Annotated in this window: 18 protein-coding genes, 2 tRNA genes and 1 riboswitch; of the genes, 13 read left to right on the forward strand and 7 right to left on the reverse strand. The window is 73.1% G+C overall.

Features of this window, described 5'->3' with window-relative positions:
• The first annotated feature begins 48 nt into the window (after positions 1 to 48).
• From ACF1AG_RS30065 to ACF1AG_RS30080, 4 genes are all read left to right on the forward strand, one after another.
• The gene (locus tag ACF1AG_RS30065) at positions 49 to 399 is read left to right on the forward strand and encodes a metallopeptidase family protein (protein WP_026244081.1); all 351 of its coding nucleotides are present in this window, start codon (positions 49 to 51) and stop codon (positions 397 to 399) included.
• A gap of 73 nt (positions 400 to 472) precedes the next feature.
• Entirely contained in the window at positions 473 to 1018 is a 546-nt protein-coding gene (locus ACF1AG_RS30070) for a hypothetical protein (RefSeq protein WP_359606434.1), read from the forward strand.
• Between the two features lie 236 nt (positions 1019 to 1254).
• Positions 1255 to 3426: a DEAD/DEAH box helicase gene (locus ACF1AG_RS30075; protein ID WP_391810698.1), complete on the forward strand. Its 2172-nt coding sequence runs from the start codon at positions 1255 to 1257 to the stop codon at positions 3424 to 3426.
• 153 nt (positions 3427 to 3579) lie between these two features.
• Positions 3580 to 3652: transfer RNA gene (locus tag ACF1AG_RS30080), tRNA-Lys, on the forward strand.
• Between the two features lie 96 nt (positions 3653 to 3748).
• Here ACF1AG_RS30080 and ACF1AG_RS30085 read toward each other — a convergent pair.
• A complete protein-coding gene (locus tag ACF1AG_RS30085; protein ID WP_102642257.1) occupies positions 3749 to 4042 on the reverse strand; it encodes a DUF3040 domain-containing protein in 294 nt (97 codons plus the stop codon).
• A 392-nt stretch (positions 4043 to 4434) separates the two neighbouring features.
• Between ACF1AG_RS30085 and ACF1AG_RS30090 the strand changes: the two genes are divergently transcribed.
• From ACF1AG_RS30090 to ACF1AG_RS30110, 5 genes are all read left to right on the forward strand, one after another.
• Positions 4435 to 5481 (forward strand): histidine kinase, encoded by a 1047-nt coding sequence (locus ACF1AG_RS30090; protein WP_359605111.1) that lies wholly within the window; start codon positions 4435 to 4437, stop codon positions 5479 to 5481.
• Positions 5482 to 5511: 30 nt separating this feature from the next.
• Complete coding sequence (locus tag ACF1AG_RS30095; protein ID WP_359605109.1) at positions 5512 to 6171, forward strand: response regulator transcription factor; 660 nt, start codon at positions 5512 to 5514, stop codon at positions 6169 to 6171.
• 86 nt (positions 6172 to 6257) lie between these two features.
• Positions 6258 to 7391, forward strand: a complete 1134-nt coding sequence (locus ACF1AG_RS30100; protein WP_359605107.1) for a dihydrofolate reductase family protein — start codon at positions 6258 to 6260, stop codon at positions 7389 to 7391.
• Positions 7392 to 7455: 64 nt separating this feature from the next.
• A tRNA-Met gene (locus ACF1AG_RS30105) sits at positions 7456 to 7529 on the forward strand.
• Positions 7530 to 7856: 327 nt separating this feature from the next.
• Positions 7857 to 8014: riboswitch (cyclic di-AMP (ydaO/yuaA leader) on the forward strand.
• Between the two features lie 12 nt (positions 8015 to 8026).
• Positions 8027 to 9046, forward strand: a complete 1020-nt coding sequence (locus tag ACF1AG_RS30110) for a M23 family metallopeptidase (protein ID WP_359605105.1) — start codon at positions 8027 to 8029, stop codon at positions 9044 to 9046.
• Between the two features lie 105 nt (positions 9047 to 9151).
• Here the strand turns inward: ACF1AG_RS30110 and ACF1AG_RS30115 are convergent, their stop codons facing one another.
• From ACF1AG_RS30115 to ACF1AG_RS30130, 4 genes are all read right to left on the reverse strand, one after another.
• A complete protein-coding gene (locus ACF1AG_RS30115) occupies positions 9152 to 10477 on the reverse strand; it encodes a PrsW family intramembrane metalloprotease (protein ID WP_387798574.1) in 1326 nt (441 codons plus the stop codon).
• A 60-nt stretch (positions 10478 to 10537) separates the two neighbouring features.
• On the reverse strand, positions 10538 to 11374 hold the full coding sequence (gene trmB, locus ACF1AG_RS30120; RefSeq protein WP_387798571.1) for a tRNA (guanosine(46)-N7)-methyltransferase TrmB: 837 nt from the start codon (positions 11372 to 11374) through the stop codon (positions 10538 to 10540).
• A gap of 97 nt (positions 11375 to 11471) precedes the next feature.
• Entirely contained in the window at positions 11472 to 12695 is a 1224-nt protein-coding gene (lhgO, locus tag ACF1AG_RS30125; RefSeq protein ID WP_387798569.1) for an L-2-hydroxyglutarate oxidase, read from the reverse strand.
• A 66-nt stretch (positions 12696 to 12761) separates the two neighbouring features.
• Positions 12762 to 14186 (reverse strand): hypothetical protein, encoded by a 1425-nt coding sequence (locus tag ACF1AG_RS30130; protein ID WP_048460380.1) that lies wholly within the window; start codon positions 14184 to 14186, stop codon positions 12762 to 12764.
• Between the two features lie 738 nt (positions 14187 to 14924).
• On the opposite strand from ACF1AG_RS30130, the gene ACF1AG_RS30135 reads away from it, so the two are divergent.
• The gene (locus tag ACF1AG_RS30135; RefSeq protein WP_359605097.1) at positions 14925 to 17048 is read left to right on the forward strand and encodes an asparagine synthase-related protein; all 2124 of its coding nucleotides are present in this window, start codon (positions 14925 to 14927) and stop codon (positions 17046 to 17048) included.
• A gap of 590 nt (positions 17049 to 17638) precedes the next feature.
• Here the strand turns inward: ACF1AG_RS30135 and ACF1AG_RS30140 are convergent.
• Positions 17639 to 18373 carry a helix-turn-helix domain-containing protein gene (locus ACF1AG_RS30140; protein WP_359605095.1) on the reverse strand — a complete coding sequence of 245 codons (735 nt, stop codon included), beginning with the start codon at positions 18371 to 18373 and terminating at the stop codon, positions 17639 to 17641.
• A 377-nt stretch (positions 18374 to 18750) separates the two neighbouring features.
• On the opposite strand from ACF1AG_RS30140, the gene ACF1AG_RS30145 reads away from it, so the two are divergent.
• Both ACF1AG_RS30145 and ACF1AG_RS30150 read left to right on the forward strand, forming a co-directional pair.
• Positions 18751 to 20127, forward strand: coding sequence for an NAD(P)/FAD-dependent oxidoreductase (locus ACF1AG_RS30145; RefSeq protein WP_387798562.1), 1377 nt, complete (start codon positions 18751 to 18753; stop codon positions 20125 to 20127).
• A gap of 169 nt (positions 20128 to 20296) precedes the next feature.
• Positions 20297 to 21952 carry a SpoIIE family protein phosphatase gene (locus tag ACF1AG_RS30150; RefSeq protein WP_359605091.1) on the forward strand — a complete coding sequence of 552 codons (1656 nt, stop codon included), beginning with the start codon at positions 20297 to 20299 and terminating at the stop codon, positions 21950 to 21952.
• A 9-nt stretch (positions 21953 to 21961) separates the two neighbouring features.
• Here ACF1AG_RS30150 and ACF1AG_RS30155 read toward each other — a convergent pair whose 3' ends face one another.
• Positions 21962 to 23230 (reverse strand): MFS transporter, encoded by a 1269-nt coding sequence (locus ACF1AG_RS30155; protein WP_359751028.1) that lies wholly within the window; start codon positions 23228 to 23230, stop codon positions 21962 to 21964.
• Between the two features lie 122 nt (positions 23231 to 23352).
• On the opposite strand from ACF1AG_RS30155, the gene ACF1AG_RS30160 reads away from it, so the two are divergent.
• Complete coding sequence (locus ACF1AG_RS30160; protein WP_359751016.1) at positions 23353 to 23901, forward strand: MarR family transcriptional regulator; 549 nt, start codon at positions 23353 to 23355, stop codon at positions 23899 to 23901.
• Positions 23902 to 24307 lie beyond the last annotated feature (406 nt).

Raw genomic sequence — 24307 nt, forward strand, 5'->3', positions numbered from 1 at the left:
GGCGTCGCCCGCCTCTCGTACGGACCGATCGTCCCCGACAATGGCTTCGTGCTGGAGATGACGCGCGAGGAGTTCGAGGAGCTGGTCGCCGAGGCGCTCGACCGGATCCCCCCGGAGCTGACGCGGCTCATGGACAACGTCGCGGTGTTCGTGGAGGACGAGCCGCCGGCGGACGACCCGGAGCTGCTCGGGCTCTACGAGGGGACGCCGCTGACCGAGCGGGGGGAGTGGTACGCCGGGGTGCTGCCCGACCGGATCACCGTGTACCGGGGGCCGACCCTGAGGATGTGCGAGTCCCGTGAGGACGTGGTCACGGAGACCGAGATCACGGTGGTGCACGAGATCGCGCACCACTTCGGGATCGACGACGCGAGGCTGCACGCGCTCGGCTACGGATAGGCCGTCCGCGTGTCCTCCTGCGGGTGGCGGGAGTTGGGGTTGTCGACCCTGTACTCCAACCGGAGGTGGCCCCGTGCGCCGCTTGTACGTACCCGTCCGCCTGGCCGCCACGGTCGTGGCCGTCGCCGCCGCCGCCGGATGCGTGAGCGTGGGTGACGACGCCGGAGGGAAGGCGGCGCCGTCCCACTCCGCGGGACGCTCGGGCGGCGAGGCCCCGGACGGCGGCACCGACCGGGTGGGCGGCCAGGCCGGCCACGGAGCGGCCGGGGCCGACGGCGGGCGCGACGAGAAGGACGGCAAGGACGAGGACGGGAAGGACGGGAAGAAGAAGCGCAAGGGCGAGCGCCCGTCCCCGTCCGGCGACCGGCCGTCCGCCGAGGAGAGCCGCCCCGCGTCAGACGGCGGCGGCCCGGACGAGCCCGCGCGTCCGACGCCCGACGACCGCCCCGACCCGCCCGGGCCCAGCCGGACCCCGGACCCGCAGCCCTCGGACCCGCCGCAGGACCCGGGACCGACGTCCGAGCCGACCCAGGCCGAGCCCTCCTCGTCCGCCCACCAGCCGCCCGACACCCAGCTCGCCCAGCGGGAGCCCGCGCCGCGCGCGGGGGCGCCGGCCTAGCGTCGGCGCGGCCCGTCCCGCGCTTCTCACCTGCTGATTTGCATCCGAGGGGCCCGGGTGCGTATGGTGGCAGATCGTTTGATCCTATTTGCCCGGCGCCACTGCAGAGCGCGCCGTGTGGCGCGTACTCTCTCCCTTGCCGTGGTGGACCGCATTGAGGCGGTCGTAATTGCGAACTGCGAATCACGGAGTTGACGGGCGCGTGCCGAAGAGACTCCGGAAGGTTTCGCATTCGTATGCCCATCGCCAGTACTGATCACGTCGTCGTGCCCGAGAACACCGAGGACACCGACGCCACCGCCGCCATCGAGGCGGCGGCCCCCGAACTCACCTTCGCCTCCCTCGGCCTGCCCGAGGGCGTCGTGCGCAAGCTCGCGCAGAACGGCGTGACCAGCCCCTTCCCGATCCAGGCCGCGACCATCCCGGACGCCCTGGCCGGCAAGGACATCCTCGGCCGCGGACGCACCGGCTCCGGCAAGACCCTCTCCTTCGGTCTGCCGACCCTGACGCAGCTCGCCGGCGGCCGCACCGAGAAGCACAAGCCGCGCGCCGTCATCCTGACGCCGACCCGCGAGCTGGCCATGCAGGTGGCCGACGCCCTCCAGCCCTACGGCGACGTCCTCGGCCTCAAGATGAAGGTCGTCTGCGGCGGCACCTCCATGGGCAACCAGATCTACGCGCTCGAGCGCGGCGTCGACGTCCTCGTCGCCACCCCGGGCCGGCTGCGCGACATCATCAACCGCGGCGCCTGCTCCCTCGAGAACGTGGAGATCGCCGTCCTCGACGAGGCCGACCAGATGTCCGACCTCGGTTTCATGCCCGAGGTGACGGAGCTGCTCGACCAGGTCCCCGCGGGCGGTCAGCGCATGCTCTTCTCCGCCACCATGGAGAACGAGATCAAGACCCTCGTCGACCGCTACCTCGACTCCCCGGTGTCGCACGAGGTGGACGCGGCGCAGGGCGCGGTGACGACCATGTCGCACCACATCCTCGTCGTGAAGCCCAAGGACAAGGCGCCGGTCACCGCGGCCATCGCCTCCCGCAAGGGCCGGACCATCATCTTCGTCCGCACCCAGCTCGGCGCCGACCGCGTCGCCGAGCAGCTGCGCGACAGCGGCGTGAAGGCCGAGGCGCTGCACGGCGGCATGACCCAGGGCGCCCGTACCCGCACCCTCGCCGACTTCAAGGACGGCTACGTCAACGTCCTCGTCGCCACCGACGTCGCCGCCCGCGGCATCCACGTCGACGGCATCGACCTGGTGCTGAACGTCGACCCGGCCGGCGACCACAAGGACTACCTGCACCGCGCGGGCCGCACGGCGCGCGCCGGCCGTACCGGCACGGTCGTCTCCCTGTCGCTGCCGCACCAGCGGCGCCAGATCTTCCGCCTGATGGAGGACGCGGGCGTCGACGCCACGCGTCACATCATCCAGGGCGGCGCGGCCTTCGACCCGGAGGTCGCCGAGATCACCGGCGCCCGCTCGATGACCGAGGTGCAGGCCGAGTCCGCCGGCAACGCCGCGCAGCAGGCCGAGCGTGAGGTCGGCCAGCTCACCAAGGAGCTGGAGCGCGCCCAGCGCCGCGCCACCGAGCTGCGCGAGGAGGCCGACCGGCTGCTGGCCCGCGCCGCGCGTGAGCGGGGCGAGGACCCGCAGGCCGTGATCGCCGAGGCGGCCGCCGTGGTGGCCGAGGCCGAGGCCGAGGTGACGCTGCCGGAGCAGCCGACCGCGCGGGACGTCGAGCGGACCGAGCGCGCCGAGCGCCCGGCGGCCTCGGCCCCGTACGAGCGGCGTGAGCGCCGTGACGACCGGGACGACCGTGGCGGTTTCCGTCGCGACGACCGCCGTGACGACCGGGGTGGCCGTTCCTTCGAGCGCCGTGACGACCGTGGTGACCGTGGCGGGTTCCGCCGAGACGACCGTGGTGACCGTGGCGGGTTCCGCCGTGACGACCGTGGCGACCGTGGCGGTTTCCGTCGTGACGACCGGGGTGGCCGTTCCTTCGAGCGCCGTGACGACCGTGGTGACCGTGGCGGTTTCCGTCGTGACGACCGTCGTGACGACCGCGGTGGGTTCCGCCGTGACGACCGTGGCGACCGTGGCGGGTTCCGTCGTGACGACCGTCGTGACGACCGGGGTGGCCGTTCCTTCGAGCGCCGTGACGACCGCGGCGACCGCGGCGGCCGTTCCTTCGAGCGACGGGACGGCGGCGACCGCGGCGGCTTCCGCCGTGACGACCGTCCCGGCCACCGGGGCAGCGACCGCCCGTTCAACCGTGACCGTCAGGGCGACCGCCCGGGCTTCCGCCCCGGCGGCCACGACCGGCCCAACGGCCGTCGTGACGACCACCGCGGCGGCGGCTCGTTCCAGCGCCGCGAGGACAAGCCGCGCTGGAAGCGCAACGGCTGACACCGCCTCACCGGAATGACCGCCGAGGGCCCGCACGACACCCGTCGCGCGGGCCCTCGCGCATCTGTGCCCCCTCCGGCCGCCACGCGCCTGCCGATACCCGATCGGCTCCCCGGCCACGTCCGGCTATGCTCGGGGAGGCAACATCGCCAGGGGCCCTTAGCTCAATTGGCAGAGCAGTGGACTTTTAATCCATTGGTTGTGGGTTCGAGTCCCACAGGGCCTACCTCCCGCGGGAGGGGGAGCCCCCCCGACGCGGCGAACGGCGCTCGCACCGGCCAGGCCGGTACGAGCGCCGTTCGCGTTCTTCGGAAGGAGCGGCTCAGCGGGGTGACGGGCGCCGGACGTCGTCGTCACCCGGCCGCTCGTAGGGGTCGATGAGCTGCACCCCGATGCCGCTGGTCACCAGGCCGGCCGCGATCAGCAGCCCGTCGGGCACGACGATGCCCGCGACCAGCATGCCCAGCCCCGCGATCAGCACCCACCAGGCACTGGTCCGCCGGTACTCGCGCGGGCGGGTCGGGCGGCCGGTGGCGAGGGAGCGGGCGAAACGGGGGTCCTCGTGCTCGAGTCGGGCCGCGAGATCGACCAGGCGGTCGTCGTCGGACTGGGGCACGGCTCCTCCTTCCCAGGGGGTGGCCGTCCGGTCACACCGTCGACGGCCGTCGCTCCGAGCACCGGGACGTGCGCGAACCGCCGGCATGCCGTGAACTCGGGCCGATATCCAGGAGTTTGCCCGTGCGCCGAGGTCGTCACCCGCCCGGTACGGTCCCTCCAGGGTCGCCCGGGGCGCACGGCCGGAGCCATCCGTCGTGCCCCCCAACTCCAGGGGGGGACCGGCACGCACACAAGCCTGTGCAGGGGTCCGCACACGCCGGGAAAATGGGGACTGTCACCGATGGCGCCGTCCCGGTCATGGGCGGAGGCTGGACGGTGACGGTCCGCGCCGCGCCCCCGGCCGCGGGCCGTCGGGGCCTTGAGCATACGACGGCGAGGAGGCGGAACCGGGTGCCTCTGTTCTGGCGCATCTTCCTGCTGAACGCCGTCGTGCTGATCGTCGCCACCGCCCTGCTCCTCGGGCCCGTCACCGTGTCCACGCCGGTGCTGCTCACCGAGGCCGCCGTGCTCACCGTGGGCCTGGCCGCCATGCTCGTCGCCAACGCGCTGCTGCTGCGCGTCGGACTCGCCCCGCTGCAGCGCCTCACCCGTGCCATGAACACCACCGACCTGCTCCGCCCGGGGCACCGGACCGCGGTCGGCGGGCGCGGCGAGATCGCCGAGCTGATCACCACGTACAACACGATGCTGGACCGGCTGGAGGACGAGCGGGCGACCAGCAGCGCGCGGGCCCTGTCCGCGCAGGAGGCGGAGCGCCGCCGTATCGCCCGTGAGCTGCACGACGAGGTCGGCCAGTCGCTGACCGCCGTGCTGCTCCAGCTCAAGCGTGCCGCCGACCACGCCCCTGCCGAGCTCGGCGACGAGCTGCGCCAGGTGCAGGAGACCACCCGCGCCTCCCTGGAGGAGATCCGGCGGATCGCCCGCCGGCTGCGCCCCGGCGTGCTGGACGAGCTGGGCCTGGCCAGTGCCCTCAAGGCGCTTGCCACCGAGTTCGGCGGGCCCGGACTGTCCGTCCAGCACTGCCTCGACCCCGACCTGCCCGACCTGGACCACGAGTCCGAGCTGGTCCTCTACCGGGTCGCGCAGGAGGGCCTCACCAACGTCGCGCGGCACGCGCGGGCGCGCCGCGCCGAGCTGGCGCTGCGCCGCACGCCCGGCGGGGTCGAGCTGCGGGTCCGCGACGACGGCCGCGGCGTCGGCGGCGCCGACGAGGGCGCCGGCATCCGCGGCATGCGGGAGCGGGCGCTGCTGGTGGGCGCCGAGCTGACCGTGGAACCCCGTGCTGAGGGCGGTACCGAGCTGCGGCTCGCCGTGCCCGTCCCCGCGCGTTTCCCCGCGCACGTCCTCGTCCCCGTACGACCCGAGCGGAAGTCCGTCCCCTCGACCACCCCGGCCGTCGTGCGCCGCTCCGCGCCCGCGCACGCGCCGCCCCCGTGACCGACGTCCCCCGACCGGAAACGCTGAACCATGACAGACGCCTCCCCCACCCGCATCCTCCTCGCCGACGACCACGCGCTGGTCCGCCGGGGGGTCCGTCTCATCCTGGACGGCGAACCGGACCTGACCGTGGTGGCGGAGGCCGCCGACGGCGCCGAGGCCCTCGAACTGGCCCGGGAGCACCGCCCCGACCTGGCTATCCTCGACATCGCCATGCCGCGCCTGACCGGTCTGCAGGCGGCCCGTGAACTCTCCCGCACCCTGCCGGAGACCCGGATCCTCGTGCTGACCATGTACGACAACGAGCAGTTCTTCTTCGAGGCGCTGGCCGCCGGAGCCTCCGGGTACGTCCTCAAGTCGGTCGCCGACCGCGACCTCGTGGAGGCCTGCCACGCCACCATGCGGGGCGAGCCCTTCCTCTATCCGGGGGCGGTCAACGCCCTCATCCACAACTATCTCGACCTCGCGCGGGAGGGCCGGTCCCTGCCCGCGAAGGCCATCACCGACCGCGAGGAGCAGATCCTCAAGCTCGTCGCCGAGGGCCACACCTCGCAGCAGATCGCGGACATGCTGGTGATCAGCCCCAAGACGGTGGAGCGGCACCGCGCCAACCTGCTCGCCAAGCTGGGCCTGAAGGACCGGCTGGAACTCACCCGGTACGCCATCCGGGTCGGCCTGATCGAGCCCTGACCTCCGCCCCCGGCCGCACGGGTTGCCAGACTGGAGCCGGACCGCGCAGCGGTCCCGCCGCCGCCCGCACCCGGGAGAGCCCGCCGATGCCGTACCCGTACGTCCTGCTGTCCGCCGCCGTCTCCCTCGACGGCTATCTGGACGACACCGGCCCCGAGCGGCTGCTGCTGTCGGGCCCGGCCGACTTCGACCGGGTCGACGAGGTACGGGCGTCCGTGGACGCCATCCTGGTCGGCGCCGGCACGATCCGCGCCGACAATCCCCGCCTGCTGGTCAACTCGCCCGGGCGGCGCGCCGCCCGGGTCGCCGACGGCCTGCCCGAGTACCCGCTGAAGGTCACGGTGAGCGGCTCGGGCGACCTGGACCCGGCGGCCGGTTTCTGGCACACCGGCGGCGAGAAGGTCCTGTACACCACCGGCAAGGGCGCCGAACGGGCCCGAGCCCTGGGCATCGCCGCCGACGTCGTGCCGCTCGGCGACGTGCTGGACTGGCGGCGGCTGCTGGAGCACCTGCACGACGTGCGCGGGGTACGGCGGCTGATGGTGGAGGGCGGCGGGCAGATCCACACCCAGCTGATGACCGAGGGCCTCGCCGACGAGCTCCAACTCGTCCTCGCCCCGTTGTTCGTCGGCGACCCGGACGCCCCCCGCCTGTTCGGCCCCGGTCCCTACCAGGGCGGCCGGCTGCGCCTTGTCGAGACCCGCCCCGTCGGCGACGTCGTCCTGATGCGCTACGAGCCCACCGCGCCGGGCACCGGCGCGCTGCCGTCCGCCGCCGACCGCCACTGGCTCGCCCTCGCCTGCGACCTGGCCGGACAGTGTCCGCCCTCCGGGACCGCGTTCAGCGTCGGTGCGGTCGTGGTCGCCGCCGACGGCACCGAGCTGGCGCGGGGCCACTCCCGGGAGGGTGACGACCCGGTGGTGCACGCGGAGGAGGCCGCGCTCGCCAAGGCCGACCCCACCGACCCGCGGCTGGCCGGCGCCACCGTCTACTCCAGCCTGGAGCCGTGCGCCCGCCGCGCGTCCCGTCCTGCGCCCTGCGCGCGGCTGATCCTGGACGCGGGGGTGCGCCGGGTGGTTACGGCCTGGCGGGAGCCGGACACCTTCGTGACGGACGCCGACGGCAGCGCCGTACTGGCGGACGGGGGCGCCACGGTGCTGGTGCTGCCGGAGTTCGAGCAGCGTGCGAAGGCGCCGAACGCGCACCTGCTGGGCGGCTGATCGCGCCCGCCGGGGAAGCGATGTGCACCGGACCCCGTGGATGCCGTACACTCGTGTTTACCGACGCGGGGTGGAGCAGCTCGGTAGCTCGCTGGGCTCATAACCCAGAGGTCGCAGGTTCAAATCCTGTCCCCGCTACTGAAGGCCGAGGGCCGGAATCCGAAAGGGTTCCGGCCCTCGGTGTTTCTCCATGGCGGTGCTCGTCGCCCTCCTCTTCACGCGCCCTCCACCCCGCCTTTCACGCACAGTGAGCGAACGGCGTCGCAGCGCATAACAACTGACGAACCGTCAGGTTCGGCCGGTCGTCCGAGGCGCGGTCAACTCGCCCGTTTTCGCCCGCTCGTGGCGCTTAAGTCCACGCGAAAACCGTTAACGATCAAGAGGAACGGCTTGGAATCCGGCCCCCGCGTCTATTAACGTTCGATAACGCAGCGCGGTCGTCCCAGCCGTCACAGAAGTCGGCTCCGTGCGCATGCGCCGAATCCCGCAAGGGAACCGGGGAACCACCACCATGGGGTGAATCGGGCGGATACCGCCGTGGAAACACGGTTCGTATACGCGCGTAGGAGACCTTCCCGCTCCGAACCCGTCAGCTAACCCGGTAGGCGAAGACGGAAGGAAAGGAGCGCGCCCACGTGGCGTCCAACCCGCCTGCCCCCGAGGCCCCGTTCAAGCCGAACGACACCTTCGCGTACGGCGCCCCCGGCGTCGAAGAGGGCCCCTTCGAGGAGTGGAACCCCACCGCGGAGTCCGTGCGGCCCGTGCGTGGCCGGCACCGCGTCGCCAAGCAGCGCGGAGGCGGACTCGCCCGCAGCTCCACCGTCCTCGGCGTCGGCGTCATAGCCGCTGTCGGCGCCGGCGGCATGGCCAGCGCCCAGACCGGCAAGCCGCCCGTCTCCATCTCCATGCCCGACCTTCCCAACGTGGGTTCCCTCATCTCCGACGAGGAAACGCCCAAGGGATCCAGCACCCCCCTCAGCGACATCGGCAGGATGGCCGCCGCCGACACCGGCGCCGAGGAGGGCGCCGACGCCGGTGAGGCGCTGCGCGCCCGCATCATGGCCCAGGTCGAGCAGCAGCAGGGCCAGGCGCAGAGCAAGGCGCAGGCCGCCGCCCTCGCCGCCGCCGAGAAGGAGGCCGCCGAGGCCGCCGCCAAGGCCGAGAAGGAGGCCAAGGAGAAGGCCGAGGCCGCCAAGAAGAAGGCGGAGGAGGAGGCCGCGAAGAAGGCCGAGGCCGAGCGCCTCGCCGAGCTGGCCAAGCAGTACGCGCTCCCGACCTCCTCGTACACCATCACCTCGACCTTCGGTCAGGCGGGCGCCTACTGGTCCTCCGGCTACCACACCGGCCTCGACTTCGCCGCGCCCACCGGCACCCTGATCAAGGCGGTCCACACCGGCACGATCACCTCCGCCGGCTGGGACGGCTCGTACGGCTACAAGACCGTGCTCACGCTCGACGACGGCACCGAGGTCTGGTACGCCCACCAGTCGTCGATCAACGTCAGCGTCGGCCAGAAGGTCGCCACCGGCGACGTGATCGGCCGTGTCGGCGCGACCGGCAACGTGACCGGCGCCCACCTCCACCTCGAGGTTCACACCGGCTCCGGCAGTGTCGACCCGGCCGCCTGGCTGGCCGGCAAGGGCCTCAGCATCTGAGCCACCACGGAGGCCGGCTCCCGGCCTCCGACGCCGTGAACGCCGGCAGCCCCGACGACGACCCCCCGACGTCAGGGCTGCCGGTTCCGCATGTCCGAGGCCTTTTCAGCGCCGGTAGGGGTTCTCCCCGTACGCCGGATACGTCGGCTGCCCCTGCGGCGGCCACACCGCCGGGACGGGCCCGTACGCCCAACCCGCGCCGTACGGCAGCCGGGGCGCCGTGAGCCGGGCCGCGTGCTCCAGCGCCGGACGGGCCGCCGCGCGCCGGTGCCACAGCTCCAGGAGCAGCTCCCGCTCCCGCGTCACGAAGTCCGCCCCCGCCTTCCCCGCACGGCCCCGGTGGCGCAGGAACGCCAGCTGCGTCGCGTACGCCTCGTACTGGGCGACCGCCCGCGCGGCCGGTCTGCCGCCGTGCTCGCGGGCGAACTTCCGGGCGAGGCGCCGGGCCCGCATCGAGCCCAGCGCGAACGGCTCCGACGGGCGCAGCCAGCCCGCCACCGCGTACGCGGGCAGCTCCGCGCGCACGGTCCGCAGCTCCCGCTGCCGTGTCCACACCACCAGCCAGGTCAGCAGCCCGAAGGTCGGCATCATGAACGCCCCGTACACCGCGATGAAGCCGAACTGGCCGAGCGTGGCGGAGCCGTTCCACAGGGCGTGCATGCCCATGGCGAGGAGCAGCCCGGCGAGGGGCAGGAGGACGCGCCGCACCCGCTGGCGGTCGGCGGCCAGCGCGGCCGCGCCGAACCCGATGCCGGTGAGCACGGTGAACAGGGGATGCGCGAAGGGCGACATGACGATACGCACGAAGAAGGTCGCCGCGGTGACCGAGGCGATGCCGCTGCCGCCGGTGAGCTGGTCGGTGCCGAAGGCGTTGCCCAGGTAGAGGACGTTCTCGGTGAACGCGAAACCGGTCGCGGTGAATCCGGCCGCCACCACACCGTCGAGGATCCCGTGGAAGTCGCGTCTGCGGAACAGGAAAAGCAGCAGCACCGCCGCAGCCTTCGCCGTCTCCTCCACGACCGGCGCTATGACCGTCGCGCCCAGGGTGTCGGCGCCGGCCGGGTCGGCGGTGGTCGTGGCTATCCACCGGGTGGCGAAGCTGTTCGCCACGATCGCGATGAGCGCCGCCGCGCAGGCTCCCCAGGCGAAGGCGAACAGCAGGTTCCGCCAGGGGCCCGGCTCCACCCGGCCCAGCCAGCGGAACGCCGCGAGCAGCAGCGGGACCGGCAGCACGGCCAGCCCCAGACCCACGAGGAAGCCCTGCGTGCCGGTCTGTTCCCGCACCAGCGCGAGGATCACCAGGCCGGACAGGGCCAGCAGCGTCACCATCGCTCCGTAGCGGACCGCCGGGCGCTGCCACCAATGCGGGTGCCGCAGCGTGCTGCCGGGAGCTGCGCCGGGGTACGGCGGGTACGGAGGGCTGCTGGCCACGGATTCGACCCTAACGAGGAAGGGGCAGGGCTGCGTGCCGGCGCGGGGCCCCGGAGGAGGTCAGACGGTGTCCCCGTCCGGGCGGCCGGCGCGGTCGTCGTGCGGTACGCGGCGGAAGAGCAGGTCGTTCACCACGTGACCCTTGTCCAGCCCCTGCCGCTCGAAACGGGTGAGCGGCCGGAACGCGGGACGCGGCGCGAAACCGCCGTCCTCCCGGGTGTTCTCGAAGGCGGGGTGCGCGGTCAGCACCTCGAGCATCTGCTCCGCGTACGGCTCCCAGTCGGTGGCGCAGTGGACGATCGCGCCCGGCGCGAGGCGGGACGCGGCCAGGGTCAGGAACTCCGGCTGGATCAGCCGCCGCTTGTGGTGCCGCTTCTTCGGCCACGGGTCCGGGAAGAAGACGCGCAGCCCCCTCAGGGCGTCCGGGGCGAGCATCTCGCGCAGCAGGATGATCGCGTCCCCGTTCGCCACGCGCACGTTGGTCAGGCCGCGCTTCTCGGCGAGGTGCAGCAGATGCCCCTGGCCGGGGGTGTGGACGTCGACGGCGAGGATGTTCGTGTCCGGGTCGGCGGCGGCCATCTCCGCGGTGGCCTCGCCCATGCCGAAGCCGATCTCCAGGACGACCGGCCGGCCGTTCCCGAACAGCTCGGTCAGGTCCAGCCGGCGGCTGCCGTCGATGTCGAGCCCCCACGCCGGCCACAACCGCTGCAGCGCATCCGCCTGACCCGCGGTGACGCGGCTGCGGCGGGGCTGGAAGCTGCGGATGCGGCGCTCGAAGTGCGACCCGGCGGGGTCGGCCTTCGGGCCGTCGGGGAAGCGCGGCTCCCCCTTCGCGCGGGCGCGGGGGGCCGGCTCGCCGGCGGTCCGCTCGGCGTGCGGTGCTTCGGGGGTGCTCATCACGGAATCAGACACAGTGCCCTCGATTTTACGGGGACGGCGCGCACGGCCGCCCGGCCGCGCACGCCCGCCCGACGGCCGCTCCCGCCACGCGCGCTCACCGCTCGCTCTCGGCGAGGCCGGCCAGCGCCCGGCGGGCGATCTCCCGGCCGATCGGCAGCGAGGCGGTCGCGGCGGGCGAGGGGGCGTTCAGCACGTGCACCGCGCGGGGCGCCTCCCGGATCAGGAAGTCGTCGACCAGCGTGCCGTCGCGCAGCACCGCCTGCGCCCGCACCCCGGCCTCCGTCGGCACCAGGTCCTCGTCCCGCACGGCGGGCAGCAGCCGGCGCACGGCCCGCGCGAAGGCCGGCTTGGACAGCGAGCGGTGCAGCTCTCCCGCGCCGTACCGCCAGTGGCGGCGGGCCAGCTGCCAGGAGCCCGGCCAGGTCAGGGTCGCCCCCAGCTCGCGCGGCCGCACCGTCCGCCAGTCGTAGCCCTCGCGGGCCAGCGCCGGGACCGCGTTCGGCCCCACGTGCACCCCGTCGTCCGTGCCCCGGGTGAGGTGGACGCCGAGGAAGGGGAACGCCGGGTCCGGCACCGGGTAGACCAGGCCCCGCACCAGCTCGGGGCGGGCCAGCTCGTAGTACTCCCCGCGGAACGGCACGATGCGGGCGCCCGGCTCGTCGCCCGTGAGCAGCGCGATCCGGTCGCAGTGCAGCCCCGCGCAGTTCACCAGCGTGCGGGCGCGCACGATGTCGCCGGCCGCCGTCAGCACGGCCACGCCCCGGTCGGGCCGGCGGTCGATCCGGACCACTTCCGCGCCGTGCCGCACGTCCGCACCGGACGCATCCGCGAGCCGGCGGGCCACCGCCGCGTAGTCGCAGATGCCGGTGGTGCCGACATGGATCGCGGCGAGGCCCTCGACTTCCGGCTCGTACTCCGCGATCTGCGCGCCGCACAGCTCCCGCACCGACAGGCCGTTCTCCCGGCCGCGCTGGACCAGGGCGTGCAGCCGGGGCAGCTCCTCGCGCTCCGTGGCGACGATCAGCTTGCCCGTCACCGCGTGCGGGATGTCGTACTCGGCGCAGAACTTGACCATCTCGGCCGCGCCCGACACCGCGTACCGCGCCTTCAGGGAGCCGGGGCGGTAGTAGATGCCGCTGTGGATCACCCCGCTGTTGCGTCCCGTCTGGTGCCGGGCCGTGCCCTGCTCCTTCTCCAGCACGGTCACCCGCGTGCCCGGGGCGGCCCGCCCGATGGCATACGCCGTCGACAGGCCGACGATCCCGCCGCCGATCACCACCACGTCACAGTCGTACGACCCCGCCGCCACCTGCGCCACCTCCCGCGTCGATAGTGCACTGCGCCACTGACAACGGCTTCAAACCAAGGGCGGGGGCGGGGCAGGTCAGGCCGTGGTCATCAGCAGCGGGCGGGCGCGCTCGCGCAGCTCGACCACGCGCGGCTCGTCGCCGTACGGCTCCAGCCGGTGCAGCAGGTCCCTGACGTACTCCGTGGTGCGCGCGGAGGAGATGCGGCCCGCCACCTCCACGGCCCGTACGCCCTGCTCACAGGCGGCGTCCAGGTTCCCGGACTCCAGTTCGGCGACCGCGGAGACCACCAGGCGCAGTCCGTGCGAGCGCACGAACTCCTCGGTGGGCTTCGACAGCGCCTGCTCGGTGAAGCGGCGCACCTGACGGGGCGCCTTCAGGTCCCGGTAGCACTCGGCCGCGTCGGCGGCGAACCGGTCGTAGGAGTAGAAGCCGAGCCAGGTCGGGTCGCTGTCGCCGGGGCGGGACCGCTCCAGCCAGCTCTCCGCCGACTTCAGCGCGGCGCCGGCCGCCTGGGCGTCCCCGGCGCGTGCGTGCGCGCGTGCCTCGACCAGGCGGAAGAAGCTGAGGGTGCGGGCGGTGGCCAGGCCGCGGTTGCGCTCCAGGGCGGCCTGGGCGAGGTCCACTCCCTCGTCGCCGAAGCCGCGGTACGTCGCCTGGAGCGACATCGAGGCGAGGACGTACCCGCCGAGGGGCACGTCGGCCGCCGCGCGGGCCAGGCGCAGGGCCTGGATGTAGTAGCGCTGCGCCGCCTCCTGCTGGCCCGTGTCGAACGCCATCCAGCCCGCCAGGCGGGTGAGTTCGGCGGCCGCGCCGAAGAGGGAGCGGCCCACGTCGTCGGAGTAGGAGCCGAGCAGCAGCGGGGCCGCCTCGACCCTCAAGCACTCCGGGACCATCGACGAACGCCAGTCGCCGCCACCGTACTTGGAGTCCCAGCGGCGGGCGTCCTCCGCGGCCTCCCGCAGTTTCTGCACATCGCTGTGGCCGACTTTGAGCGGTGCGCCGGAGCCTTCGGACGGGCTCACCTCGCGCGCGACCGAGCTGTCGGCCGGGGTTATCAGCCACCGTGAGGCGGGCGTGGCGTACGCGCTCACCGCGAACGACCCGGCGAGGGACTGCCAGATGCCGCCGGAGCCTGCCCGGCGGCCGGCCAGGTCCAGCCGGTACAGCTCGGTCGCGGACTTCACCGCCTGGCCGACGTCACGGGGGAAGGCGAGACCCACCTCGGGCGCGGGATCGGCGTCCGCCAGGCCGATCTCGTGCAGCGGCACGGGGCGGCCCAGCTTCTGGCCGATGGCGGCGGCGATCAGGTGCGGGGCGGCGCCCTGCGGCACCATGCCCTTCGACACCCAGCGTGCCACCGACGTCTTGTCGTAGCGAAGCGTCAGTCCCCGCTGTGCGCCGAGATCGTTGACGCGCCGTGCGAGGCCGGCGTTGCTGATTCCCGCGAGGGCGAGAACGGCGCCGAGTTTTTCGTTCGGCCCGCGTTGCTCCCTGGACATGCGCCACCCCTCGACACAGACGGCTGCCGCTCTGGCATAACCACGCGGCATTCGTAAACCCAGCGTAGTTCGCCGCATCCCAAGCGTTAAGGGGCATTCTTCCGGATGGCGGGATTGTGGTCCGTACTGAAGTACGGGTCCGATACGCGCAGTTGCGGCGTGCTCCCGGTGTGTGGCCGTGCGCCTGTCCGTGCGCTCTTCTCCGGCCATACCGGGAGCGATTCCATGGTCCGTGCGTGGGTCGGCCCGCTGTACTGGATCCAGTGGGCTGGGGGAACACCGCCGCCTTCATCCCCGCGGGCGGCGGAACGGTCCGGGAGACGAGCTCCGCCTCCCGGACCGTACGCCCCGCTGTGGTGCGCAAAGCCTGTACGGAGCGTGTTCGAGTGTGATCTCACCGCTTCGATTTGGCCGAAAATCGATGCCGCTCGTTTCGGCGAATCCGCGCTTCTATCCAGGTAGTTAAGGGCGCGTTGGTGGTTTTGGGGGCGCGCATCGGGGGCGCATTCGCGTCGAAGTGGCCTGGTGGGCGGCGACCGCCCGAATGTCGATCTCCGTGTCTCGGGCGGGTGTTCGGGTGCGCGGTCCGCCAACGCCCGCCGAGGGTAGGTGTATCCGCCGGGGCGCACTCGACGGAGCACACACCGCTCCGGCGGCGTTACCGAGCGCCTCCTTCATGGCAGCATGGGGAACCGGTTCGTACGGTGGGTTGGTTGTCCACAGCTTGTGGAGGCGGCGATGCGGTGGTTGGTGGGATGGAGCAGCACCGCCGCGGCGGCCGGGGGATACGGCCCCGTCGGCTCAGCCGGCACCACCGGCGTCGACGGTGAGACCCTGCAGCCCGTCGGCTCCCACCTGCTGTGGGGCGACCCCGACCCGCTGTGGGCCGTCGGGGACTGGCGCCCCGACGAGGTGCGGGTGGTCGCCGCCGACGAACAGACCCGCGTCGCCGTCCTCGGCACCTGCGGCGCCTCCGACGAACAGCTGCGCGTCGCGCTGTTCGCCGCGCGGGGCGGGGCTCTGCGGCATCTCACCGCCTGGCCGGGCAGCTACACCGCGGTCGTCCAGGTCGGTCGCCGCGTCACCGTGTGCAGCGACCTCGCAGGCGCCCGGCCCGTCTTCTACACCCCCTTCGAACGGGGCGTCGCCTACGCCACCGCCGCCCTGCCGCTCGCCGACCTCGTCGAGGCCAACCTCGACTTCGGACACCTCGCCGCGCTGCTCGCGGCGCCCGACGTGCCCGCCGCGCTCCAGGACTCCACCCCGTACGAGGGCGTGAAGCGTGTTCCGCCGGGGCACGCGCTGATCCTGCGCGCCGGGGCCCGCGAGATCGCCGGGTACGAACCCGTCGCCTCCCTGGCCGTCGCCGCCCCGCCCGCCGACCCCGACCACGCGGTGGACGCCGTGCGGGACGCGCTGGTCGAGGCGGTGCGGACGCGGCTGGCCGCGCCCCGTCATGTGCCCGGCGCCGACATGGACCCCGGACCGGTGCCGGGCATGGGGCCCGCGGAGCGGCGTGCGCAGCGGGGGACGCCGGTGGCGGGGATCGGCGCGGATCTGTCCGGAGGGCCGGCGTCGGGTGCCCTGGCCTTGCTGGCCGCCGGGCTGCCGGGGAGACCGGGGACCGTGCTGGGACACGGCACCGGCGCGGGGGAGCGGCTCCTGGCCGTCACCTTCAACGACCTGGCCGCCGGGGACGCAGGAGGGCGCGACGAGGGAGAACTGGAGCGGGCGGGCGCACTCGCCGCGAATCCTCGGCTGCACCATGTGGTGGTCGCCGGGGAGGAGTCGACGCTTCCCTACGTCGAGCTGGATGTCCCGCTGACGGACGAGCCGGGCCCGTCGCTGGTCGCTGCGGCGCGGCACCGGGCGCGGCTGGCGGCGGGCAGCGCGGACCACTTCACGGGTCACGGCGCCAAGCAGGTGCTGGACGCTCATCCCGCGCGGCTCGCCGATCTGCTGATGGACCGTAAGCGGCGGCATCTGGTGCGGCCGGTCGCCGCTCTGGCCAAGGCGGACGGGTCCGTGATGGTGCCGGCGCGGGTGTACGCGGCGGCGAGGAGGCTGGCGCGGACGCCGTACCGGACCGGGCTGGAGTCCCTCGCGCAGCGGCTGCTGCACAAGAAGCTGGACGACGACGGTCCCGGCGGCGCCGCGGACGCCTCGCTGGCCGCACTGACCTGGGGCCGGCCCGGGCCCGCGGCGCGGTGGCTGACCGGCGAGGCGCTGGCTGAAGTATCGGTTCGCCTCCAGGCGTCGACGTGGCGGTCGGAGGTGGGCCCCGGGCAGCGGCCGGGGGACTTCCGGGCGCGTGCGGCGCTGGCACGGTACGCGTCGGACGTACGGGTGCTGGAACAGGCGGCGGAGATCCGGTCGCAGCGGCTGCACACGCCGTTCCTCGACAACCAGGTGGTGCGGGCCTGCAGGGCCCTGCCGGAGGCGCTGCGGGTACGGCCGGGCGCGCGGGCGGCGATCCTGCGGTCCGTGCTCGAGGGCGCGGGGGTGCGGGATCTGCCGGCGGGGTGGGGGGCGCCGGCGGTCCCCACGACGGCGGTGGCCGCGCGGACGGGGCTGCGGGTGGCGGCGGGGTCGCTGATCGCACTGTTCGACACGCCGTTGCTGGCTCAGGCGGGGTTGGTGGAGGCGCGGGTCGTGCGCAAGGCGCTGCGGGGGGCGGCTGAGGGGGAGGCGCTGCCGCTGGACGGGCTGGCGGACCTGGTGGCGCTGGAGGTGTGGCTGCGGAGGCTGCTGGCGCGGCGGGGGACGTGCTGGACGGGGACGCCTGCGCGGCAGCGGGCGGTGCCGGCGGGGATCGCGCCGCAGCGGGGTGCGCTGGGGGCTGGGGCAGCGGGACCGCGCTGAGGCGGGGCGCCTGGGGCGCGGGTTCCGTGTGGTGGGTTTGAGGTTTACGCCTGGGGCGCGGGGTTCCGTTCGGTGGGGTTTGAGGTTTACGCCTGGGGCGCGGGGTTCCGTTCGGTGGGGTTTGAGGTTTACGCCTGCGGCGCAGGGCTCCGTCCGGTGAGGGCTGATGCAGCGCCTACGGCCGGTGGGTGGCACGGGGTCGCGCTGGGGGTGGACGTCCTCGGTCTGGCGCGATTGTGCCTGTCGGTAAGTGAACGGTGCGGACGCGCCAGCCGCTGCGGGCGCCCACCCCCACCCCGCCTCCCCCCGCCGTACGCGGCTACGCCGACATCGCCGGCGCGGGGCGGCCACCGGGTTCCGCCCACCGCGGGCATTCGTGCCGCTCAGGGCGAGGGGGGTGCCTCCCGCTCGAGCGAAGCCGAGAGTGGGGGAGGGTGGCCGCGGCGGCGGCACCCTGTCGGCGCCAGGTGCGCCAACACCCTCGGCCCGCACCGACGCCGGGCGACCTCGCGGGCCCGTGGGTGCGACACGCGTGGGCCGGCACCCGTGCCGTACGGGGGCCGGCCCACGCGGTGGAAAAAGACCGCAGGTCAGCTCGGCCTGCTGCGGAGGCCCTCCAGGAGGATGTCCAGGAGACGCGCGGAGGCCGCCGCCTGCTGGGCCGCGTCAGGCAGGGAGGGCGCAGCCGTCGCTATGACGAGCAGCACGTCGGACACGGACACGTCCGCCCGCAACTCCCCCGCCGCCCGGGCTCGTTCCACCAACTGCCCGACCACGTCGAGCAGTTCCGCCGCGCCACCGTGGTCCTCCGCCCGCTCCTCGGGCACGAGCCGCAGCTCCCCCGCGGGCTGCGTCCGCTGCTGCGGCAGCCGCGCGTGCTCCGGCAGCCCCCGCTCCTCCGCGACGCCGACCCGCAGCACCTGCGGCGGCAGCAGCCGCCCCGCGCCGGACGCGACCGACGTGCGCAGGAAGCGCGACAGCGCCGACCACGGCTCGTCCTCCTGCCCCAGAGCGGCACGCGCCTGCTCCGTCAGCCGGGACGTCTCCTCCTCGGCGATCCGGCGTACGAGCACGTCCTTGCTCGGGAACCGCCGGTACACCGTGCCGACGCCGACCCGTGCCCGGCGCGCCACGTCCTCCATCGGCGCGCCGTACCCCAGCTCGCCGAAGACCTCACGCGCCGCACGCAGCACGTGCTCCAGGTTGCGCTGGGCGTCGACGCGCAGCGGTGTGGTGCGAGTGCCGTCCGGGCGCCCGCCGGCGGCGGCGCTCATCGTCGCGCCAGAGGCGACAGCGGACGACCATCGAGAGTCCTGCACATGCATGTGTATCCCCCGGTAATGACGTCTCCCCCCGGAGACTCTCCCCGCCATTGACGTCCGGGGCGTGAAAACGGGACCGGCCTGTCGGTCCCGCCCGTCGCGGATCCGACGAGCACATCCCCCTGTACCCCGTCGACACATGAACATAGTTGAGAGGGGGTCAATTCAGAAGGGGCACGTTCCGCACGGAGCGCCCCTCGATCGGAGCACGAGTCGTATACGTCGCGAATGTTCCTTCACCAGGGTGCCGATCATGCGGTGTGACCTGCGGTGATCGGTGCTGTGTCGGCAATTCGGCCAACCACCGGCAGGTGCGTCCTACGGTCACACAATTCGTCGGGGCTGTGGACAAACGGAAGCGACGGGTGCGTCATGGGAGGGTGAAGGAACGTGCGCGCATTCTCGTTGTCGGCGGTGGCTACGTCGGGATGTACACGGCCCTGCGCCTGCAACGGAGACTGAAACGCGAGCTCGGACGGGGCGAGGCCGAGATCACGGTCGTCACGCCGGACCCGTACATGACGTACCAGCCTTTCCTGCCCGAAGCGGCCGCCGGTGCCATTTCCCCTCGTCATGTCGTCGTACCGCTGCGTCGTGTCCTCGACCGGTGCCGCGTCGTCATCGGGGAGGCCACGGCCGTCGACCACGCCGCGCGCACGGCCACCGTCCGCACCCCGGCCACCGACGAGGAGGGGACGGACGGCAGGCGGATCGAGTACGACGAGCTGGTTCTGGCACCCGGGTCGGTCGCGCGCACCTTGCCGATCCCGGGGCTCGCCGATCACGCCATCGGCTTCAAGACCGTGGAGGAGGCCATCGGGCTGCGCAACCACGTCCTCGAGCAGATGGACATCGCCTCGTCGACGCGTGACCCGGGGGTGAGGGACGCCGCCCTCACGTTCGTCTTCGTCGGCGGCGGCTACGCGGGTGTGGAGGCGCTCGGCGAGCTGGAGGACATGGCGCGCTACGCCACGCGGTACTACCACAACGTCCGCCCCGAGGACATGAAGTGGATCCTGGTGGAGGCGTCGGACCGGATCCTCCCCGAGGTGGGTGAGGAGATGGGGCGCTACACCGTGACGGAGCTGCGGCGGCGCAACATCGACGTGCGCCTCGAGACGCGGCTGGACTCCTGCGCCGACCGGGTGGCCGTGCTGAGCGACGGGTCGCGCTTTCCGACGCGGACCGTCGTGTGGACCGCCGGAGTGAAACCGCACCCCGTGCTCGCCGCCACCGACCTGCCCCTGAACGAGCGCGGCCGGCTGCGCTGCACCGCCGAACTGTCCGTCGAGGGCGCCCCCCACGCCTGGGCCGCCGGTGACGCCGCCGCCGTACCCGACGTCACCGCGGGGGAGGAAGGGCGGGAATGCGCGCCCAACGCGCAACACGCCCTGCGCCAGGCCCGGGTGCTCGGCGACAACGTCGTCCACTCCCTGCGCGGCGAACCCCTGGAGACGTACGCCCACAAGTACGCCGGATCCGTGGCCTCCCTGGGGCTGCACAAAGGGGTCGCCCAGGTCTACGGCCGCAAGCTGAAGGGCTACCCCGCCTGGCTCATGCACCGCACGTACCACCTCAGCCGGGTGCCGACCTTCAACCGGAAGGCGCGCGTGGCCGCGGAGTGGACGCTCGCGGGCCTCTTCAAGCGGGAGATCGTCTCGCTCGGATCACTCGAACATCCTCGGGCGGAGTTCGAACTGGCGGCCGGTGGAAAGCCTTCCCACGACCCACCGCACAACCCGAAGGGGTCGTCCTGACCGGACCCAGGAACTCCTGGGGCCGGACCGGCGTCTAGCGGATGTCGGCCCGGCCGGACCCTGCCACACTGGTCCACCACCGCGGGCGGGAGGGCCCGCTCCGGTGCGGCCCCCGGGCCCCGGCCGGTTCCGGTATCCGGCCGCCGACAACTACACGAGGCAAGGATTCGTGAACTTCACGCGCTGGAGCGCCCGGCTCCCCGGAACGCAGCGCCGCGCCGCAGCGCGGACCGAGCAGACGGCATCCCCGGACCGGCGGGGAGAGGGCTCCGTGCCCGCGGCCCGCGCGGAGAGGCTCACCGACGCGGACCGGCCGCTGCCGGCCGTCGACGAGCTGGAGGTCCGCGAGGTTCTCGACCGCGTCCCCTGCCTCGTCGCCCTGGTCCACGGCCCGGACCACCGCATCGCCTACCTCAACGACGCCTACACGGCCGCCTTCGGCCTCCGCCCCGTCGGCGCACCCGCCCGGGGAGCGCTCCCGGAGCTCGACGAGCTGGGCCTGCTGCCTCTCCTCGACCAGGTCCTGCGCAGCGGCAAGCCCCGGACGGTCAAGTCCCGCAAGGCGCCTGACGGCCGCTCGTACACGTTCACCTGCACGCCCGCCGGGGAGGGCGACGGCCGCGGTGTGCTGGTCTTCGCCACCGACGTCACCGACCACGCCGAGGCCGCCGAGCGGCTGCGCGCCAGCGAGCGCCGGCAGCGCGAGACAGCCGTCACCCTCCAGCGCTCCCTGCTCCCGCAGGAGCTGGAGGAGCCCGACGACCTGCGCGTCGCCGCCACCTACCACCCCGGCGGCACCGAGGCGGCCGTCGGCGGCGACTGGTACGACGTCATCACCCTCGGCGGCGGACGCACCGCCCTGGTCATCGGCGACGTGATGGGACGAGGAGTGCGCGCGGCGGCGGTCATGGGCCAGCTCCGCACGGCCGTCCGGGCGTACGCGCGCCTGGACCTCCCGCCGCACGAGGTGCTCCAGCTGCTCGACGGCCTCGCCATGGAGATCGACGCCAACCAGATCGCCACCTGCGTCTACGCCATCCACGACCCGAACGAGGGCCGCCTGGTGTACGCCTCCGCGGGGCACCTCCCCATCCTGGTGCGCGACGAGAACGGCACCGTCCGGCGCGCCGACGAACCGACCGGCCCGCCGCTGGGCACCGGCGGCTGGATGCACGCCTCCGGCTCCGTGCCGCTCGGCCCGGGATCCACCGCCGTCCTCTACACCGACGGCCTGGTCGAGCGCCGCGACGAGGACCTGGACGAGGGCATCGCCTCACTGGAGCGCGCCCTGGCCGGAGCGACCGGCGGCCCTCAGGTCGTCTGCGACCGTCTGGTCCGCTCGGCCGGTGTCACTCCGGAACACGACGACGACGTCGCCGTCCTGGTCCTCCAGCACCCGTCGCGCCCGGGCCCCGAGAGCGAGCTGTTCCGCAACGCCGCGCTGGAACTGCTCGGCGGGGTCGAGGCGGCGCCCCGCGCGCGTGCCTTCGCGTCCGGCGTCCTGACCAGCTGGCGCTTCCCCGCCGAGCTGCACGACCTGGGTGTGCTGGCGACCAGCGAACTGGTCGCCAACTCCCTCCAGCACGGCACACCGCCGATGCGTCTGCGTCTGCGCCGCACCGACCGCCGCCTGATCATCGAGGTGACCGACGGCGACGACCATCTGCCCAGACGCCGCCGGGCCGAGCCCGGCGACGAGTCCGGCCGGGGCATCGCCATCGTCGCGACGATCGCCTCCGCGTGGGGCAGCAGACGCACCCCGGGCGGCGGCAAGGCCGTCTGGTGCGAGTTCCTGCTGCCGAGGACCGCCGGCGTCGGATTGTGACGCGCGCGGTCAGGCCGGAGCCGGCGCCTGTTCGGTGCCGCCCTGCGCCACGACCCGGCTGCCCGCCGCCGAGGGCTGGTCCTGCACGGTGGTCAGCTGCCGCCCGAGACGCAGGGCCAGCACGGTGATCCCCAGCGAGAACAGCAGGAACACCACGATGTACGGCGCGTGCAGCGAGGCCGCCATCGGCCCGCCCACCGCCGGACCCACGGCCAGCGCGAGCTGCTTCACCAGGGCGAAGGCCGAGTTGTACTGACCGGCCATCCCGGTGGGCGCCAGGTCGGCGACCAGCGGCGCCAGCGTCGGCGACAGCATCGCCTCCCCGAGCCCGAACAGCGCGTACGTCGAGACGAACGCCGCCGTAGCCATCTCCTGACTGGCACCGCCCAGCCCCGCGTAGCCGGCCACGGCCCACGCCACGGCCCAGATGAGACCCACGGACGCGATCACACGCGACCGCTTCCGCCGCTCCACGAAGCGGAGCACCGCGAACTGCGCGACGACGATCACCAGCGTGTTGGCCGCCAGCGCCGTCCCCAGCGTGGAGGTGGAGATCCCGGCGGCCTCCACGCCGTACGCGCTCAGGCCCGACTCGAACTGTCCGTAGCACGCGAAGAACAGCACGAAGCCCAGCACGCACAGCTGCACCATGGCCCGGTTGCCCAGCAGCTGCTTCCAGCTGCCCTTGGCCGACTGCGCGGGCGCGCCGTCGAGCCGCGGGGAGCGCGGCATCCGCACCGTGGACATCACCACGACCAGCAGCAGGAACATCACCGCTTCGATGGCGAAGAGGAGGGTGAACGAGCCCGCTTTCGTCGGGTCGACGAGGTGCCCGCCGATGAGGCCGCCGACGCCGAGCCCGAGGTTCTGCAGGAAGAACTGCATGGCGAACGCGCGCGACCGGGTCTCAGGACCGGAGCAGTCCACGATCATCGTGGCCAGAGCCGGCTGCATGACGGCCTGTCCCGCGCCGAGCGCCGCCGCCGACAGCAGTACGGTCGCGGCGCTCGCCGACACCCCCAGGCTGAGCGCGCCGATCGCGGCGGTGAGCAGGGCGGTCAGCAGCACCGGCAGGGCACCGCGCCGGACGATGGCCCGCCCGGCCAGCGGCAGCACGATCAGCGCGGCCACGGCGAAGACGGCGAGGACCATCCCCGCCGTCATCGGCCCCAGCCCGCGCACCTGCGCCACGTAGACGTACAGGTACGGGACCGTGAAGCCCAGCCCGAAAGCGCTGAGTGCGTTGCCCACGTGGATCCGGCGCATCGCTGCGCCCATCGCCCTGGTCACGTTCACCTCTCTCACTAGTTAGGAGTGAAGACTTAGAAGCTAAAGTTCGAAGCTAAAGAGTACATAGAGAAGGACTTCAAGGCAAAGAGGGGCCGTGCCATACTGCGGGCATGGGCGACACCCCCGGCGTGGACGAGCCGACCCTCGAAGAGCAGATCGCCGCGTACCAGCGCGAGTTCCAGGACCTCGACCCCCAGGTCGAGAAGATCGTCAACGCGCTGTCCCGGCTCAACCGCCGCATGAACGTCGCCTACGGCCGCCAGACCGCCGAGCTCGGCATCACCAACGCCGACTGGGAGGTCCTCAAGGCGCTCGTCCTCTCCGGGGCTCCTTATCGGATGGGCCCCAGTGACCTCGCCAAGCGGCTGGGGCTGACGCCGGCCGCCATGACCCACCGGATCGACCGGATGGTCGCCGAGGGTCTGGTCACCCGGGAGCGGGACGAGAACAACCGGGTCCGCGTCATCGTGGAGCTCACCCCGGTAGGCCGGGAGAGGTGGCAGGAGGCCATGCGGATGGCCACCGTCTTCGAGGCGGATCTCCTCCAGGACCTCAACGCGGACGAGCGCACCGCCCTCGGTGAGGTGCTGACGCGCCTGCTTCGCAGGGTGGAGGACGCCCAGCCGGACGCCGGCGGACGCCTCACCGACCTGGACTGAAAGATCTTGGGCTGCGGGACTTGACGCGACTCTGGACGATCCGTAAGGTTCTTCGGGTTGCCACGGGGACGTAACGGTTCTCCGGCAGCACTTCCGCCGCGAAAGCGGCAACCAAACCTGAGTTCGACCTCCCAGTGGGAAAGACTTCGGCATGTCTGCATGCCGGAATTTCATTCCGCGCCCTCGATTTGGGAAACACGGAGAGAGTCCGCTAAGGTTTGAGACGTCGGAACGGCCCGCAACGGCCGGAAAGACAAACCCCGCTGACTGGGGGTCAGGTCGAGAAAAGGATCTGATAGAGTCGGAAACGTAAGACCGAAGGGAAGCGCCCGGAGGAAAGCCCGAGAGGGTGAGTACAAAGGAAGCGTCCGTTCCTTGAGAACTCAACAGCGTGCCAAAAGTCAAC

The sequence above is a fragment of the Streptomyces sp. NPDC014764 genome (assembly GCF_043082785.1).
GTDB classification, from domain to species: domain Bacteria; phylum Actinomycetota; class Actinomycetes; order Streptomycetales; family Streptomycetaceae; genus Streptomyces; species Streptomyces althioticus.